Raw genomic sequence first — 16727 nt, forward strand, 5'->3', positions numbered from 1 at the left:
ATCGGAATGATTATTATTTATTGCAACTTTATAAAAGATGTATTATACTAAGTTCGCAAACTAAAACGTAATTATTCCGTTTTGTATTAAAATGATATTTTTCTTCTATAATTGGGGAAAATATATCCGTAAAAAAAGAAAAGAGGAGAACTTCATGCCTAAAAGATTGACTATATTTTCATTCTTACTTATTTTCACTTTAATTTTTACTGGCTGCTCAAATAAAAAAGAAGGTAATGCCAAGAAAGACGGAAAGCTAACTGTTTATACTACTATTTTTCCTCTTGCAGATTTTGCAAAAAAAATTGGTGGCGACTATGTAACTGTTGAAGCGATTTACCCACCTGGTGCAGATTCACATACATTTGAACCAAGTCAAAAACAAACAGTACAAGTTGCAAAAGCCGATTTATTCGTTTATAACGGCGCTGAATTAGAACCATTTGCTGAAAAAATGGAAAAAGCATTACAAAAAGAAAATGTTAAAATTGTAAATGCATCAAAAGGTATTGAACTGCGTACTTCTACTGAAGAAGAGCATCATGATCACGGAGACGGCCATAAAGAGGATGAACATCATCACGATAAAGACCCACACATTTGGTTAGACCCTACTCTAGCAATGAAACAGGCAGAAAAAATTAAAACTGCACTTGTAGAATTACAGCCTGATCATAAACAAGAGTTCGAAAAAAATTTCGCAGCACTGCAAACAAAATTTACTGATTTAGATGATCAATTTAAAGCAGCTGTTGCGAATGCAAAAACGAAAGACATTTTAGTTTCTCATGCGGCTTATGGATACTGGGAACAACGCTATGGCCTGAAACAAATTGCTATCGCTGGTATTTCAGCTTCTAATGAACCATCTCAAAAACAGCTTGCTGACATTACAAAAACAGTAAAAGAACATAATCTACAATATATTTTATTTGAAACATTCTCTACACCAAAGGTAGCGTCCGTAATTCAAAAAGAGACGGGTACAAAAATTTTACGCTTAAATCATCTTGCTACTATTTCTGAAGATGATGCGAAGAGCAATAAAGATTACTTCACTTTAATGGAAGAAAACGTAAATACATTAAAAGAAGCTACTAACTAATCAAATTTTTAAAAGAAGCTGAATATGTCATTCAGCTTCTTTTTTATTTGTTCTTACTTGACTTGACCAAAATAACAAGTAAAATTATCCATATTAGCTTTTAAGCTATATTAATTTAGAAGGTGAGTTGGAATTATGACTCTTCACATTTGTGAAGTTACAGCAAAAAATTGGCGTTCGGTAGCTGCTTTAAACGTCGCAAAAGACCAGCAGCAATTTATTGAAAGCAATGCGTTTTCTCTAGCAGAATCATTATATGAGGGAAACGGAACGTCAGTAGGTTTATATGATGGAGAAACACTTGTAGGATACGCAATGTATGGATGGTATTGGGAAAAACGTAAAAGTGTGTGGTTAGATCGCTTTATGATTGACGAGCAATATCAAGGAAAAGGATACGCAAAACGTTTCCTTCGCATACTCATTCAATTCTTACAAGATAAATTTGAATGTAAAATAATTTATTTAAGTTTACATCCAGACAACAAACTCGCAATGGGATTATACGAGTCATTTGGTTTCCGTTTAAATGGTGATATTGATGACGAAGGTCCAGTTGTAGGTGTTGTAATGGAGTTACTATTAGATGAACATACAAGCCTGTGAAAACAGGCTTTTTATTATCCTTCGTTTTTTGCAATCTAGCATTTTTCTACAAAATACTTAGTTAAGTTAAAAAATAAGCCTGCAATATATGCAGACTTATTTCACACACTCCCCGAAATGTTCTTGGAACCATTCTTTATTAATATCTTTTCCGATAAACACAACTTCACTTACTCGTTCTTCGCCCTCTTGCCACTCTCTATCATATGATGCAGCAAACAGTGTATGCACACCTTGGAAAACGATACGTTTATCTACTCCATCAATCGATAAAATTCCTTTGTAGCGATATAAATACTCCCCTAGCTCTTGAACGACAGCTGACATCCACTCATTTAGTTTTTGTAAATCTAATGGTCGCTCTTCGCGTAGTACAAACGACTTTACCCCTTCTAGATGATTATGCTCTTTATGAGGATAAATTTGTAACGTATCTTTCGTTTTAAACGTTTGAATTTGTAGTAACGATGGAATATCTACATCACAGTTAGTCGCCTCGATTAACTTTGCAGTTGGGTTAATACCTTGCAGTTCCTGCAATAGATTTTCCTTTTCACTTTCATCCACTAAATCTAATTTATTTACTAAAACGACATCAGCAAATGCAATTTGTTCCTTTGCTTCTAGTCCTTTTTCAAAATGTTTATGTATATGATAACTATCTACTACTGTTACAACGCCGTTAATTTGGTATGCAGATTGAATCACAGGATCTAAAAAGAATGTTTGAATAATCGGACCTGGATTTGCAAGACCAGTCGTTTCAATTACTAATCCATCAAATTCCATTTTACCTTCTGCTTTTACGTCCAGTAATTGTTTTAAAGCGACTAGTAAATCTTCACGTACAGTACAACATAAACATCCATTCGTCATCTCCATAATCTCTTCTTCGACATTCATAATCAGCTGATTATCAATACCAATTTGTCCTATTTCATTTACAATCACTGCTAATTTATGACCGTGATTTTCTGATAAAATGCGATTTAATAATGTCGTTTTCCCTGATCCAAGAAAACCAGTTAATATTGTTACTGGAATCATTTCGTACATCTCCTTATAGCTATATGTTTTTACATTATAGCATATAGAGAAAATCGTTTTTGTAGCAAAACATATTTATTGTATGTACGACACTGTAACTATATAATAATATGTAGCAAGAAAGCCTTTTCAAAAAATGATTCATTCATCAAGGAGGTACTTATAATGGAACGAGTTCAAATGGCCGAAACACTAGAATTTTCTCGTATTATTCAAGGTTTTTGGCGTTTAGCAGAATGGAATATGCCAAAGCAAGAGTTACTTTCTTTTATGGAAGCTTGTATGGATATGGGAATTACTACTTTCGATCATGCTGATATTTATGGCGGATATACGTGTGAAGGATTATTTGGAGAAGCGTTACAACTCAAGCCTTCCTTACGCGAAGACATGCAAATTATCACAAAATGTGGAATCGCTCCCCCATCACCAAAATTTCCAGAGAGATATGTTGCGCACTACAATACGAGTGCTGAACATATAATAAAAAGCGCGGAAGACTCACTACAAAACTTACATACAGATTATATTGATGTACTGCTCATTCATCGCCCTGATCCATTTATGGATCCAAATGAAGTAGCAGAAGCGTTCTCACGCTTAAAGCAAGAAGGAAAAGTCCGTCACTTCGGTGTATCTAACTTTTTACCTTCACAGTTTAATATGTTAAGTTCTTATTTAGATTTCCCGCTCATTACAAATCAAATTGAAGTATCTGCGATGCAGCTTGAACATTTCGAAAAAGGGACAATTGATTTATGCCAAGAAAAGCGAATCAATCCTATGATTTGGTCGCCTCTTGCTGGCGGAGAAATCTTTACTGGTCAATCAGAACGTGCTGTACGTTTACGTGAAACTTTACAGAAGGTTGCTACTGAACTAGATGTTACTAGCATCGATACAGTTATGTATGCATGGCTGCTTGCTCATCCAGCTAACATGATGCCAATCGTTGGATCTGGTAAATTAGATCGTGTTAAAACAGCCGCCCTTGCTACAAAAGTTAATTTAGATCGTCAACAATGGTTTACAATTTTCGAAAGCTCTAATGGACATCCTGTACCATAATACACAAAAAGAAGAGCTGTTTCTTTACAGCTCTTCTTTTTCATATGTATTTCTAGTCATGGCAAATACACACATATCCCTTAATCCATTTCCATCTACCGCTACACTCGCACTTTCCAATGTACCTTCTAACTTAAATCCTAATTTCTCAGGTATCGCTCTACTCTTCTTATTTAAAGAATCACATCGAATTTCTACGCGATTTGCTTTCAGCTCAGAAAAAGCATAATCTGTTATACCCTTTGCAGCCTCTACCATATAACCCTTTCCACTAAACCTTGAATCAATCCAATACCCAATTTCAAATTGAGGTATATCCCAATTAATACGATGCAATCCAGCTGATGCAATAAATTCACCTGTTTCTTTCGAAAAAACTAGTAATCTTAAATCCTCACGCTGTAAAAATTGAATATGCGATTTTCTAATGCTCACTTCTACTTCTTCCTCTGTTTGCTCTTTTTGTGCAAAAACCATCCAAGGTTTTAATTCTTTCATAGAAGCTTGAATTGCATCGTATACAGATTTACCGTCACCCGGTTTCGGCATTCGAATAAATAGCCTATCAGTATAAAATTCAGAAGGAAAATCAAATAATAACGGATTCACTTTCAACACTCCTTTTAATTCTTTTATATATAATAATATCCATCTCAAACTATACAGTAAAGAAATTTCTGAATTTTATACATTTTAATTATTTACCTCTACCGCTACACGAACTCCAGATTCAATTGCACCTTGTATCCATCCGTGATATAACGTTGTATGATCACCTGCAAAGTATAATCTCCCCTCTGGTTTTATAATCGCTGGTTGTAGCTCAGATTCTTGACCTGCCTGAAATAGCGCAAATCCTCCAAGTGCATATGGATCCAATGTCCAACTTTTTGATATGCCAGACATGAACTCATCATATACTTGACCGCCTAATATGGTCGCTAAATTTTGTAGTGTGTAATAAATACGATCACCTTTTGATAACCCATCCCATAACAACGCATCATAAGACCATGTATAGCTTCCTAACATCATAGCAGGTCCTTTTTCTCCAATTCCGTGACTTGGATAATAGGCGTAACGAATTGGTAAATCCGTTATAATTCTGCCACCTAATTGTCCTTGTTCTTCCCAAAATCGACTTTTAAATTGAATTCCTATTTTCGTCGCTGGCATATAATGCAATTCACGAATCGCTTTCCATTTTTCATGAGATATAGAATTAAATGGATCTACTTCCACAAAGCGCATTGTCGAAAATGGAATTGTAATAATAACTAAATCCCCTGTAATACTACTATACTCAAAAGTTTCCTCGTTTCGATAGAAAGCTGTCACACCATTATCATGTTGTTGTAGCTTCATTAATTTTTGATTATATATAATATTTTCTTCTAATTGTGGTAAAAAGGACTTCGGTAATCTATCATTCCCGCCTACTATTTCACAAAATCCACTCTCCACTTGCATAATATATAAAAAGCGTAACGTCTCAACAAATGACCTTTCCAAAAAACCTTCTAAATCTAATAAAACACCAATCATCTCGATTGTTACTGGTGAAAAGTAAGTATTATATTGATAAGGGTAATACTTTAAAAATTGTCCTGTAGAGTATCTCCCAAAATCCTTTACTACAATATCCCAATTTTTCTCTGGGCTCTTTTTTATAAAATTTATAATGGGCTGCACCGCTAACATTAATAGCTCCTCAGACGTTTTCCCAACTTCATTCATTTCCACAGGATACTTTAATATACTTGGATCTTTTTCATATTGTTTTAATGTCGTTTTTCGGCCATTTACGTAAACGATATCTGTCTCATTCCTATTAATAAAAGGGCTTACCTGTAGCCCGAATTTTCTTATATATGCCATCGTTAATGTGTGCGAATACGGAATTCTCATTGCCCCAACATCTAAATATAATCCGGTATCTTCCATTCTAACCGTCTCTATGCGGCCACCTACCCGGTTGTTTGCTTCAAAAATCTTCACATCATGTCCTGCAGCTTTTAATAAAGATGCCGAAACCAACCCAGCCATACCGGCCCCTACTACTATAATTCGCTTCGGACGAGTCGTCTTCTTTAACCCTTTATTTATAACTTTTAACGTTTCATCCATCTCAGTGTTATACATTATATCTTTCTGCACAATTCCACCCCTTACTTCATAAAGTGAAACTATAATCAGTGGGGGGTCTTCCCCTACTGATTATTAGTTGAACCAATCGGGCTTTTATGGGCATTAGTGGTTTAGTGCATTTTATTCATAAATTCCTATAAACATAACAACATAGAAAGAGGAATATTCACTAAAAGTACATAAGAGTTAGCTTTCACACCTCTTCACGCTTCGTATAATATAGCAACAGCAAAGAAGGAGTGGTTAAAAATGAAACAAACTTACGACTACCACGCTACAAAGAAGTATTTAGAAGAAAAGAAACAACAACTATGCAACAAACTTAGTTGTAAGCATCTATCTAAAAAAGAGCGTGAACAACTAAAACTTGAGATTGATAACTACGAATATATATTAAATTTAGCCGAAATGAATCATTATGAACGAGGATTTTCTCGTTAAAAGTAAATATAGAATTTATCCACTTTTTATTTTGAGCATTTTATTACGCATTTTTCGTAAGTAAATATATAATAGGATGTACATTAAGATTGAGAGGTATATTCTATGATCAAATTAAGCGTATTAGACCAATCACCTATTTCAGATGGTAGTACAGCAGCCCAAGCTTTTTCACATACAGTTACACTTGCGCAAGAAGTTGAAAAACTCGGATATACACGCTTTTGGGTATCGGAGCATCACAACTCTGTCAGCCTTGCTGGTTCAAGTCCTGAAATACTTATTTCACATATTGCAGCAAAAACAGATCGTATGAGAGTGGGTTCAGGTGGTGTTATGTTGCCGCACTATAGCCCATATAAAGTTGCTGAGAATTTCCGTGTTTTAGAAGCGCTTTATCCAAATCGTATTGATCTTGGTGTCGGCAGAGCACCTGGTGGTATGCCAATTGCAACTCGCGCACTTCAAGAAGGCAAAATGGTCTCACTTGATCAATACCCAGAACAAATTGCAGATGTTGCAATGTACTTACATGATCAAGTACCAGAAAACCATCATTATGCAAATTTAAAGGCTACTCCTGTCATTCCAACATCTCCCGAGATGTGGATGCTTGGTTCTAGCGGAGAGAGTGCAATGATTGCCGCAAAACAAGGTGCTTCTTTTGCATTCGCACAGTTCATTAACGGATACGGTGGCCCTGAAGTAATGAATGCTTATCAAGAACAGTTCCAACCTTCTTATTTAGGAGATAAACCAAAATCAATCGTCTCTATTTTTGTTATTTGCGGAGAAACGAATGAAGAGGCGGAAAAAATTGCTTCTAGTTTAGATTTATCAATCTTATTACTAGAACAAGGAAAGCGTACAACTGGTACTCCTTCTATCGAAACTGCACAAAATTATTCATACAGCGCTTATGATTTATTCCGTATAAAAGAAAATCGTCAACGTATGATCGTCGGTGATCCATCTTCTGTGAAAGAACAAATCGTAAACTTAAGCAAAGCGTACAATACTGATGAATTTATGATTGTCACAATTACTCATCGATTTGAAGATAAATTGAATTCTTATCGCTTACTAGCAAATGCTTTTCATTTATAATGACAAAAGGGAGATACATCAATTATGATGCATCTCCCTTTTTTACTACTTATTATTTTTGTCGTCTATATATTCAATAGCTTCTTTTAATAGTTCATCAAAATCCTTAGGATAATCATGATTTAAATTGGGTATAACTTTAAACTCATGTTCTATATTCTTATCTCTTAATAATTGTACAAATTGCTGCGTACATTCGAAACAATCTTCATCTTGATCCCCACACACTATATATCCCTTTATATTTTTATTCTGTAACACTTCCAACAACTCATTCCATTCTTCAATCTCTGGAAGCCACGGCGCCACAAAAATAAATCCATCTACATCTATATCTTTTTGTAAAATTGTATACAAAGCTACTCTTGCGCCAGCAGAAAAACCACCAATTATTACACTTTCTACTGTATGATTTTCTATAAACATAACGTAATGCTCTTTTAATTCCTCTTTCCCTCTATGTTTATCATCCCAAACAAATCCATCTGAAAACTGAATTTGCGAAGATTGTGGTAAAGCTAACGTATAATCTTGTGTCAAAACAGATTTCCAATATGGTTCTATTATTTCTATATTTTCTTGATCCCCGTGCATTGCAATAAATAGTTTTCCTTCTTTATTGCTGTCTAAATATTTCACGTCTGCTCGTTCTGTTTTCTTTGCTAATTCTTCTCTTTCTTTACATAATTGAACCATTTTATGAAACTCTTCAAATTTATGTAGTGGTGTTAAATCATCGTCCGAAATTAAATACTCATTTCCGTACCAAAATCCATTGTCTATAATAGCTTCCTTCATTATCTGTAACGCTTCTTCTTCAAGCCCCGCTGCACTCGCTAGCGCATATTTAAAATTATATATTTGCGCTTTATTCCCCACTACACCTTTAGCATGCTCCATTATATAAGTGTACGCTTCCAAACTCCCTTTATTTGCGTAACAATGTAACGTTTCATTTAATAATTGAATGTAAGTCATACTATTTTTCATACATCCATTCCCCCGTAATCTTTTATAATGTTTATTTCTCAAACCTTTATACCATTCTGTAATCACTGTATATAACTCACGCTAACAATACTTAATCATTACTTCTCTTCGTCCAATAAGTTTAGTATAAAATTTAATAAACTGAAAAATCAATATTTTACTAAACAAAAAAAGACAACAATATATTTATTGTTGTTTTCAATACATCTACCCACTCTTTTGTTTTTTTCTGTCTGGTTTACTTGAAACTAAATAGTGTTTTTCTGAAATATATAAGTCTCTTTTTAATATACGATTTAAATACGGCCCTAATTTCATCCCGCATATAAGGCGATCTTCACTACCTTCAACAATTGGAAACATTTCTTTTTCTGTTACGTATTGATCTACTGCTTTTTGTACGATATCAATTTCTTTAACTAGGTTTAGATTTTCTTCTGTATGTTCAAATACCTCAAGCGTTTCCTTCGTAATAAGAAAACTATTTGTTGGAAATGCAAGTAAATACGGCTTTAACAAATCATAATTTACTGTATAATCATCATTTACTAATACTGTATAAACAATATTAGCATTCGTTTCTAGAAACTTAGCCATCGCTTGTTCTAATTCATCTTTCGTAATTTCACGCTCTTCTTTTCCAGTTCTGAAAAAGCGAAACATTGCATCGCCTCCTTTTTACTATATTATAGCATAAAAGAAAACTGAAAAATGACAAAAAAAGCCATTGAAAGAATTTTTCAATGACTTTTTTCTTTATATACTTATATTTATTTTAAGAACGCACTTAGCATCCATACATGTTGTTCTAATGTTGTATGAATCGCTAACAACATGTCTGCTGATGTTTCATCGCCAGCTTCGCCAGCAACTTCCATACCTTCTTTTAATTCTTGAATAAGTGCAGAGTAATCATTCACTAATGTTTGCACCATTTCTTCTGCAGATTCCTTGCTTGTCCCTTCACTCACACTAGATGTTGCAAGATATTCTTTCATTGTCGCTAGCGGTTTACCTTCCAACGCTAAAATACGTTCTGCTAATTCATCAATATTTGTTCCAGCTTCATTGTAAAACTCTTCAAATTTCTCATGTAACGTAAAGAAGTGTGGTCCTGTCACATACCAGTGATAATTATGTAGTTTCACATATAACACATTCCAGTTTGCCACCTGCTTGTTTAATACTTCAACAACATTTGTTTTCGTACTCATACAATCCACTCCTCTTATCATTTCATAATGTTTATCTTTTAATAACCTAGTTACATGTTACCATACATTTCCTATCCATTCGAACGATTGGCTCATATGTAACAAAGTTTTAACACCTTTAATACTTCCCTAATATCTTTTAATTCATGTATGTTTTCAAACACTTCATACGTCTAATTGTCCAAGCTCATACATATGCATAATAGTAAATCAAGCTCATCGTAGTAGAAAGAGGGATAACATGGACAATCAACAATGGCAAGTAGCAAAGAAGGTCGCTGCTACTTATATTGGAACAGTCGTTGGAGCTGGATTTGCTACTGGACGAGAAATCGTTGAATTTTTTACAGTGAACGGATTATATGGAACAATTGGCATATGTGTAAGTGGATTTTTTTTTATTTGGCTTGGCACAAAGATGATGTTACTTTCATCACAAATCGGTGCATTTTCAGCGCAAGAATTTAACAAATATTTATTTGGGGATGTAGTTGGCAATGTTGTAAACACACTATTATTAATCGTATTATTTGGTGTAACGAGCGTTATGTTATCAGGAGCTGGGGCGGTATTTGAAGAGCAACTTCGTTTACCAAGACAACTTGGTATTTTCATTATATTGATCGCCTGTCTCATTATAGGTAGTCGCGGATTACAAGGGGTTTTTGAAGTTAATACACTTGTCGTACCTATTATGATGATTTTTATTATCGGACTTGCTATTACAACTTTTTTTCACGGTACAACTCCTATTAGTGACACTATTCCTGCAGAAAGCTGGAATATGAAGTGGATTACTAGTCCTATTACATATGTCGCCTTAAATCTTTCTCTCGCCCAAAGCGTTCTCGTCCCGTTAGCCAGTGAAGTAAAAGATCGAAAGGCCATTTTATGGGGCGGAATTTTAGGCGGTGCAGGACTTTCTTTAATTTTATTATGTAGCCATTTAGCTATTTTATCAGTCGATCAATTTTATCAATATAATATCCCAATGGCTGAAGTCATAAGAAAATTCAATGCAACTTTTCACTTTTTCTTTGTTCTTATCATTTTCGGTGAAGTGTTCACAACTTTAGTTGGTAATGTGTTCGGAATGACAAAACAAATTCAATCCATCACCAGATGGAAAAGTAACAATATTATTTTCTTCATTTTACTAATTAGTTATTGCTTTAGTTACATTGGTTACAGTGAATTACTCCACATTCTATATCCTATAATTGGATGGGTCAGCATCATTTTACTGCCAATTATTGCTTTTAAACAACTTCAAAAAACATAAAAGAAGCATCCATGTTATTGGATGCTTCTTTTATGTTCATTCACAATCATCGCATACTTCCCAGTACGGCCCCATTTCGAGTGCTAAATATGGCTTTAATTGCAACCGAATCATCCGACTAGGCATACGTTCTAAAACGAATTGAATTCCTTCTTCCTCTTCGTCTAATTCAACTTTTGAAATCGCAATTCTTTGCATAGTAGAAATAGGCATTCCATCTTTATATAAAGTGATTTTCACCTCATCATATTCATTAAAATACAATTCAACACTCATTTGATTTTTCAACAGTTCATCAACAATTTCATATTTATCATTTCGTTCCTGGATTATATATTTCCAGCCGCCTCTACCTTCTTCTTTCGGAGCTGCTTGAAATAATGTCATCAAATCCTCGTATAGCATAAGATAACCCCTCTCTTACTAAAAAACGATGAGTATTTTATATACCCTTTATCTCTATCACTATCCATATGTATTGTACCATATATCGTCGTTTTTACCGTATTCATTTGCTTCATAATTGCATGTAAAACACCTGATTCTCTTCATTATTATATGAATTGTCTCTCATTATATTTCTTAATATGCTTCTAACGCTTTCCAATCATATCAAACATAAGTAAATGCACTCTTTGTCCATCCTCCGCTTAGTATTTCCTTACAATCACAAAAAAGAAGAGTGACTTTTATCACTCCCCTTAAAAGAATTTCCCCGTAGCTACTAACGCTAATACTAGTATTAAAATTGTAAATAATAATGATACGATGAAACTAAAAATAGGTAATGCTTTCTTTTCATTCTTCTTAAAGAGTAACTTTAAACTAAGAAAGATGTTTACTGGTACAAGTATAAAATAAAAATATTTAACAATTTGCACCGAACTATTCGAAAGTGTTTTTAAAATAAACACTTCAATTAGAAAGACAATAAAAAATGAAATACTTAACCAAAATGAGACATAACTAAGCCAAGAATGTCTTTTGGTACCCCAATAAACTCCCATAGTAATCTCCTTTATTTGCATTTTATACGATTATAATTATACACAAAGCAAACAAATACCTCTATTTTTCGACAAATATCATACAAAATATACCTTTAAATATTATAAAGATACTCTCAATCTCATTTCATTTTACATAATAAAAACAGACTACTCCAATAGCATACTGCTATTTTGGAGATAGTCTGTCCTCTGTTAAACTTTAAATCTTTCAATTAACCCTTGTAACTCTTCAGCCATTTGAGATAATGTACCAGCCGCCGAACTAATCTCCTCAATGGACGCTAGTTGTTCTTCTGCTGATGCTGCAACGTTTTGAGTACTCGTCGCATTGTTCTGTGCTGTCATTGCAATTTGACCTACTGAAATAGACACTTCATTTGCACCTTTTGACATCCCGTTAGCCGTTTCAACCATCGTTTTAATTTGATCTGCAATTTCATTTGTAGATAGTAAAATCTCAGTAAAGTTTTGCTTCGTTTCATTCGCAATAACAAGTCCAGATTGAACTTCTTCATTTACATGCCCCATTGATTTTACCGTCTTACTCATGTCATCTTGTATTTCACATATTAATTTACTAATTTCACTAGAAGATACACTAGACTTCTCCGCCAATTTACGTACTTCATCTGCAACAATCGCAAATCCTCTTCCGTGCTCTCCTGCTCTTGCAGCTTCAATTGCCGCATTCAAAGCTAGAAGATTCGTTTGATCTGCAATATTTTGAATGACTTCTAGTATGTCACCAATTTGTTTTGATTTATTATTTAGCAACTGTATAACTTCATCTGATTGTGAAACAGATTCTGCAATAGACTGCATTTGATTTACTGTTTTTCCTACTAGTTTCCCGCCATCTTCTGCTTTTTCACGAGTATGAGCAGAAGCCGTACTAATTGATGATGAACTATTTGCTACATGCTGAATTCCTTCTGTTACATCAAATAATAACATTGCACCATTTTCTACGCTCGTTGTTTGCGTTGTTGCCCCGCTCGATATTTCATCCATTGCCATTGTAATTTGCTCAGTTGCTTCACTCGCTTGTCTTACACTTGCCGTTAGCTCTTCTGATGCTGCTGCAACATGTCCAGCCGACGTATTAATTCTTCCAATTAACGTTCGCAATGCATCTGTCATCTCATTGAATCCTTTTGCAAGTTGGCCAATTTCATCATTAGAATGAATCTCGATTGTTTGCGTTAAATCTCCCTCACTTATTTCTTTAGAAGTAGCAACTAATCTTTTTAATGGCTTCGTTATAGAAAGTGTCACAAAATAAATAAGTGCTCCGCCTATAACTAATGAAATGAACATAACAATTAACATATTATAAAATACAGGCTGCGCAGCTTCAATTATTTCATTTGAGTACATCGTTCCACCGATTTTCCAACCTGTTTTTACATTTGTAGCAAATACCATTTGTTTTTCGCTGCCATCATACATATATGAAAAAGCACCATGGTTATCTTCATAAATTTTCTTCGCCCAAGAATCAGCTGCTTTTTCTCCTGATTTTTCTTGAGGATGTGCAATTATTTTTTGTTTTCCATCTAAAATGAAAGCATATCCCTTTTTACCGATATTGATTAACTTTGTTGTTTTTAATAAATTATCTAAACTTAAATCTATTGCTACAACACCGTTTTTATCTTCTGCTTGTTTTGCAATCGTTACGACAATATGTCCATTTCCTTGCGCCTTATATGGCTCAGTAACGACAATACCCCCTTGTTTTGCCACTGCATCTTTATACCAAGAACGTTCTGTTGGATCATAGTCTGCTGCCATTTGTATATTTGGTTCTTGCACAAATTTCTTATCATTCCCAGCAAAGTATACTTGTTCAACATCTTTATTCAAATTAATATATTGAGATAACATTTTTCTTAATTCATCTTGATTATCCCCTTGATACATATTACCTTGAATCACCCGTGCAAAATTATTTACATCATTAAATTTCGCCTCAATCATTTGATTGATTAAATTATCTAATATTTTTATATTGTCGTGAGCACTGCTCGTAATTTGTGATTCAAAGTTCTTTTTAGCTGTTTGATAAGACATGCCTCCAATAATAGAGACAGCCGCAATTAAAATGACAAAAAACGAAATTAGTAGTTTTTTTGCTACTTTCATATCACGAAACCAATTTAATAGTCTACCCATTACAAACCTCCTGCTTTTCAATTTCAATAGTTAAATCTAGCGAGTTGTAAACATTTCCCATCCCTAAATTATTATTTTCATAATCTATTACGATGAATACTTTGTAAAGTTTAAACAATTAAATTCCCTTTGTCTATATATTTGAATAATATTATTATAAAATTTACAAATACAAAAAAAGCCAAAGGGAACCACCCTTTGGCTTTTCATATTTTTTTATGCTGTTTAGAAATCTTTTTCCACTTATCACGCTCTGCTCTCGCAAGAATAGCATCTTGTTTTCTCATAAAATACGCCAGTTCTCTTTGTAATTTTTTATAGCTTTGCAAACGATTTATCGTAATAATTCCGTTATCAATTGCACTATGCACTGCGCACCCTGGCTCATTTTCATGTTTACAATCCCTAAAACGGCACGTTTTTGCTAATTCTTCAATATCAGAAAATGTTGTTTGAATTGCATCGCTTCCTTCCCAAAGCTGTAGCTCCCTCATGCCCGGAGTATCAATAACTAAACCACCACTCGGTAATCGGAACAATTCACGATGAGTTGTCGTATGCCTTCCTTTACTATCTTCCTCACGAATATCTCCCGTTTTTGCTACTTCAAGTCCTATGAGTGCATTTAACAAAGTGGATTTTCCAACCCCCGATGACCCGACTAAAGCAATTGTTTTTCCTGAAGAAACAAATTGCTGCAGCGATTCAATACCAGTATGCTTTAAACTATCAACGACGAAGATCGGAACACCAATTGCCACAGCTTCCGTTTCAACAATTTTCTGTTCCACGTCTTCACATAAGCTACTCTTTGTTAAAACAATAACAGGCATTGCACCACTTTCATACGCTAATAGTAAATAACGTTCTATTCTTCTTACGTTAAAATCATGGTTAAGTGCATTTACTAAAAATAGATAATCTACATTTGCTGCTATTACTTGTTCTTCCGTTCGATTACCAGCCTCTTGTCTAGAAAAAGAGCTTCTTCTTTGAAAAATACGATGAATAATTGCTTTCTTTTCATTCTCTATTTTCTTTATATACACCCAATCACCAACCGCTGGATAATCTCCCTTCGTTACTGCTTCATGCCGAAACTTTCCAGACAGCTCTGCCATATATTCACCATCATTACAAATAATTCGATATATATGTTTATGCTCTAGTAAAATACGCCCTACTTCAAAGTTCTCTACAGCTTGTTCTTCAAAAAAAGAATCCCAGCCGAATGATTCTAAAATATTTTGATTCAAATTGATATCCTCCCTAGTTTAAGCTAAGCGGAAGGATCGTGCGCTCACTTATACAGTCTCGCCCTTTCCATCCACCTTTGTATTTGGTTTATGATTCATATACGTTATTTTCACCATAATACATCACCCCGTTCTCATTTTAATTACTCTCATTATATGGAATATTTATTTAAAAAGCTACCTTATTTAACGCAATTTTCAAATATTTTATTTTTCATCATTCTAATTTGTCCACGATGACTAATCTCATCTTCTAGCACATGAAACCACAGATAGTGCTGGTTATACGCTACACCGTTAGGCCACTTTCTTTCTGACATAAGCCATTCATCATCTTGTTCATTCAAATACTTCAGAGATTCTTCTCGAACACTTTGTAGAATTTGTATATAATACTGTATTTCATTACCACGGATTGTTCTCCCCGCTTTCCCTAAATACAGTGCGTCTTCCCATATTTCTAATTCTTCTTTTGTAAAGTCGCGCTCTTGAAATGAAATAAGTTGATGGGCTTTTTCTATAGCTGCTATATGCTTTAGTAACGCTCCGATGGAATTCCCTCCACTCGTCATAATGAAATCTACTTGCTCAACTGATAGATCGTTTATTTCCTGTAATGTTACAGCCCTCGTATGCTCCAGCATGCTTACTAATTCCACTATATTTTTTGTATAACCATCCATACTTCTTATTCGATAATCTATATTCATCTCACGCACCCCTTTCTACATTCATATTAAGGAATAACCGCTTCATATAATAGACTGAAATATGTCAGATCTTTCTGTTATAATTAAATTGAATACGTAATAAACCCAAACAAACTTTCTCAATATGCTTCTATGAAATATTAAAAGGAATCAATATAAAAGAATCGAATCTTATTCACTAAAAGGAGTGGATTCGATGGAAATGTATCAATGGCTAACCGCTATACTCGTTGGTGGCATTACCGGTTTCGTTTCCCATCTAATCAATAACCAAGGTAAGTTATTGCTTCCACGCCGTTTGAAAACTTTTTTTCACTTTGGGTTTTTGACTGATATTTTCACTGGTAGTCTAGCTGCACTTCTTGGACTCGTTTTATTCGATGTTACCTTAATAAAAGAAATTATTAAAGTATCCATTGTGACTGCTATTTCCGGTCAGACTTTCTTACTGCACCAAGCGCTTGGTGGTGAGCAGGCTAAAAATAAACAAATTGGGAAAGCTGATGAGAAGATTCAAGAAATTGACAAATTATTACGACGTTAGTCTATACTTTCTTTAAAAATTATT

Annotated in this window: 18 protein-coding genes and 1 pseudogene; 7 read left to right on the forward strand and 12 right to left on the reverse strand. The window is 34.2% G+C overall.

Going from position 1 to position 16727, the window contains the following annotated elements:
* Positions 1 to 154 precede the first annotated feature (154 nt).
* Positions 155 to 1105 carry a metal ABC transporter substrate-binding protein gene (locus tag DT250_RS17335; protein ID WP_149213401.1) on the forward strand — a complete coding sequence of 317 codons (951 nt, stop codon included), beginning with the start codon at positions 155 to 157 and terminating at the stop codon, positions 1103 to 1105.
* Positions 1106 to 1240: 135 nt separating this feature from the next.
* Entirely contained in the window at positions 1241 to 1711 is a 471-nt protein-coding gene (locus tag DT250_RS17340; protein ID WP_088063105.1) for a GNAT family N-acetyltransferase, read from the forward strand.
* Between the two features lie 96 nt (positions 1712 to 1807).
* On the opposite strand, the gene DT250_RS17345 is transcribed toward DT250_RS17340, so the two are convergent.
* A complete protein-coding gene (locus DT250_RS17345; protein ID WP_000613417.1) occupies positions 1808 to 2758 on the reverse strand; it encodes a CobW family GTP-binding protein in 951 nt (316 codons plus the stop codon).
* A gap of 165 nt (positions 2759 to 2923) precedes the next feature.
* Here DT250_RS17345 and DT250_RS17350 point away from each other — a divergent pair, with 165 nt between their 5' ends.
* Entirely contained in the window at positions 2924 to 3826 is a 903-nt protein-coding gene (locus DT250_RS17350; RefSeq protein WP_088063104.1) for an aldo/keto reductase, read from the forward strand.
* 24 nt (positions 3827 to 3850) lie between these two features.
* Here the strand turns inward: DT250_RS17350 and DT250_RS17355 are convergent, their stop codons facing one another.
* Together DT250_RS17355 and DT250_RS17360 are read right to left on the reverse strand one after the other, a co-directional pair.
* On the reverse strand, positions 3851 to 4435 hold the full coding sequence (locus tag DT250_RS17355) for a GNAT family N-acetyltransferase (protein ID WP_048543150.1): 585 nt from the start codon (positions 4433 to 4435) through the stop codon (positions 3851 to 3853).
* Positions 4436 to 4519: 84 nt separating this feature from the next.
* Positions 4520 to 5983 (reverse strand): flavin monoamine oxidase family protein, encoded by a 1464-nt coding sequence (locus tag DT250_RS17360; protein WP_149213402.1) that lies wholly within the window; start codon positions 5981 to 5983, stop codon positions 4520 to 4522.
* A gap of 240 nt (positions 5984 to 6223) precedes the next feature.
* On the opposite strand from DT250_RS17360, the gene DT250_RS17365 reads away from it, so the two are divergent.
* Together DT250_RS17365 and DT250_RS17370 are read left to right on the forward strand one after the other, a co-directional pair.
* Entirely contained in the window at positions 6224 to 6415 is a 192-nt protein-coding gene (locus DT250_RS17365) for a DUF3896 family protein (protein ID WP_048543153.1), read from the forward strand.
* A 105-nt stretch (positions 6416 to 6520) separates the two neighbouring features.
* Positions 6521 to 7522 carry an LLM class flavin-dependent oxidoreductase gene (locus tag DT250_RS17370; protein ID WP_048543155.1) on the forward strand — a complete coding sequence of 334 codons (1002 nt, stop codon included), beginning with the start codon at positions 6521 to 6523 and terminating at the stop codon, positions 7520 to 7522.
* Positions 7523 to 7567: 45 nt separating this feature from the next.
* On the opposite strand, the gene DT250_RS17375 is transcribed toward DT250_RS17370, so the two are convergent.
* The 3 genes from DT250_RS17375 to DT250_RS17385 form a co-directional block, all read right to left on the reverse strand.
* The gene (locus DT250_RS17375; protein WP_097908270.1) at positions 7568 to 8512 is read right to left on the reverse strand and encodes an alpha/beta hydrolase; all 945 of its coding nucleotides are present in this window, start codon (positions 8510 to 8512) and stop codon (positions 7568 to 7570) included.
* A gap of 207 nt (positions 8513 to 8719) precedes the next feature.
* Positions 8720 to 9175, reverse strand: a complete 456-nt coding sequence (locus DT250_RS17380) for a DUF3939 domain-containing protein (RefSeq protein WP_060490081.1) — start codon at positions 9173 to 9175, stop codon at positions 8720 to 8722.
* A 107-nt stretch (positions 9176 to 9282) separates the two neighbouring features.
* Entirely contained in the window at positions 9283 to 9726 is a 444-nt protein-coding gene (locus DT250_RS17385; RefSeq protein WP_000105195.1) for a Dps family protein, read from the reverse strand.
* 241 nt (positions 9727 to 9967) lie between these two features.
* Here DT250_RS17385 and DT250_RS17390 point away from each other — a divergent pair, with 241 nt between their 5' ends.
* On the forward strand, positions 9968 to 11008 hold the full coding sequence (locus DT250_RS17390) for a YkvI family membrane protein (RefSeq protein WP_149213403.1): 1041 nt from the start codon (positions 9968 to 9970) through the stop codon (positions 11006 to 11008).
* A 36-nt stretch (positions 11009 to 11044) separates the two neighbouring features.
* Here DT250_RS17390 and DT250_RS17395 read toward each other — a convergent pair whose 3' ends face one another.
* The 6 genes and pseudogenes from DT250_RS17395 to DT250_RS17415 all read right to left on the reverse strand — a co-directional run bounded on the left by DT250_RS17395 (position 11045) and on the right by DT250_RS17415 (position 16159).
* Complete coding sequence (locus DT250_RS17395) at positions 11045 to 11413, reverse strand: DUF3979 family protein (RefSeq protein WP_000965083.1); 369 nt, start codon at positions 11411 to 11413, stop codon at positions 11045 to 11047.
* Between the two features lie 296 nt (positions 11414 to 11709).
* Positions 11710 to 12015 (reverse strand): hypothetical protein, encoded by a 306-nt coding sequence (locus DT250_RS17400; RefSeq protein WP_000539573.1) that lies wholly within the window; start codon positions 12013 to 12015, stop codon positions 11710 to 11712.
* Positions 12016 to 12210: 195 nt separating this feature from the next.
* Positions 12211 to 13158, reverse strand: a complete 948-nt coding sequence (locus DT250_RS32815; protein WP_432206306.1) for a methyl-accepting chemotaxis protein — start codon at positions 13156 to 13158, stop codon at positions 12211 to 12213.
* Positions 13153 to 14193: pseudogene (locus DT250_RS32820) on the reverse strand (cache domain-containing protein); the annotation flags it as partial. The pseudogene DT250_RS32820 and the gene DT250_RS32815, both read right to left, overlap by 6 nt.
* A 206-nt stretch (positions 14194 to 14399) precedes the next feature.
* On the reverse strand, positions 14400 to 15449 hold the full coding sequence (gene rsgA, locus DT250_RS17410; RefSeq protein WP_088063100.1) for a ribosome small subunit-dependent GTPase A: 1050 nt from the start codon (positions 15447 to 15449) through the stop codon (positions 14400 to 14402).
* A gap of 182 nt (positions 15450 to 15631) precedes the next feature.
* The gene (locus DT250_RS17415; protein WP_149213404.1) at positions 15632 to 16159 is read right to left on the reverse strand and encodes a DinB family protein; all 528 of its coding nucleotides are present in this window, start codon (positions 16157 to 16159) and stop codon (positions 15632 to 15634) included.
* 196 nt (positions 16160 to 16355) lie between these two features.
* Between DT250_RS17415 and DT250_RS17420 the strand changes: the two genes are divergently transcribed.
* Complete coding sequence (locus DT250_RS17420; protein ID WP_060490074.1) at positions 16356 to 16703, forward strand: DUF4257 domain-containing protein; 348 nt, start codon at positions 16356 to 16358, stop codon at positions 16701 to 16703.
* Positions 16704 to 16727: the final 24 nt, after the last annotated feature.

Source organism: Bacillus sp. AR2-1, from assembly GCF_008368755.1.
GTDB classification, from domain to species: Bacteria; Bacillota; Bacilli; order Bacillales; family Bacillaceae_G; genus Bacillus_A; species Bacillus_A wiedmannii.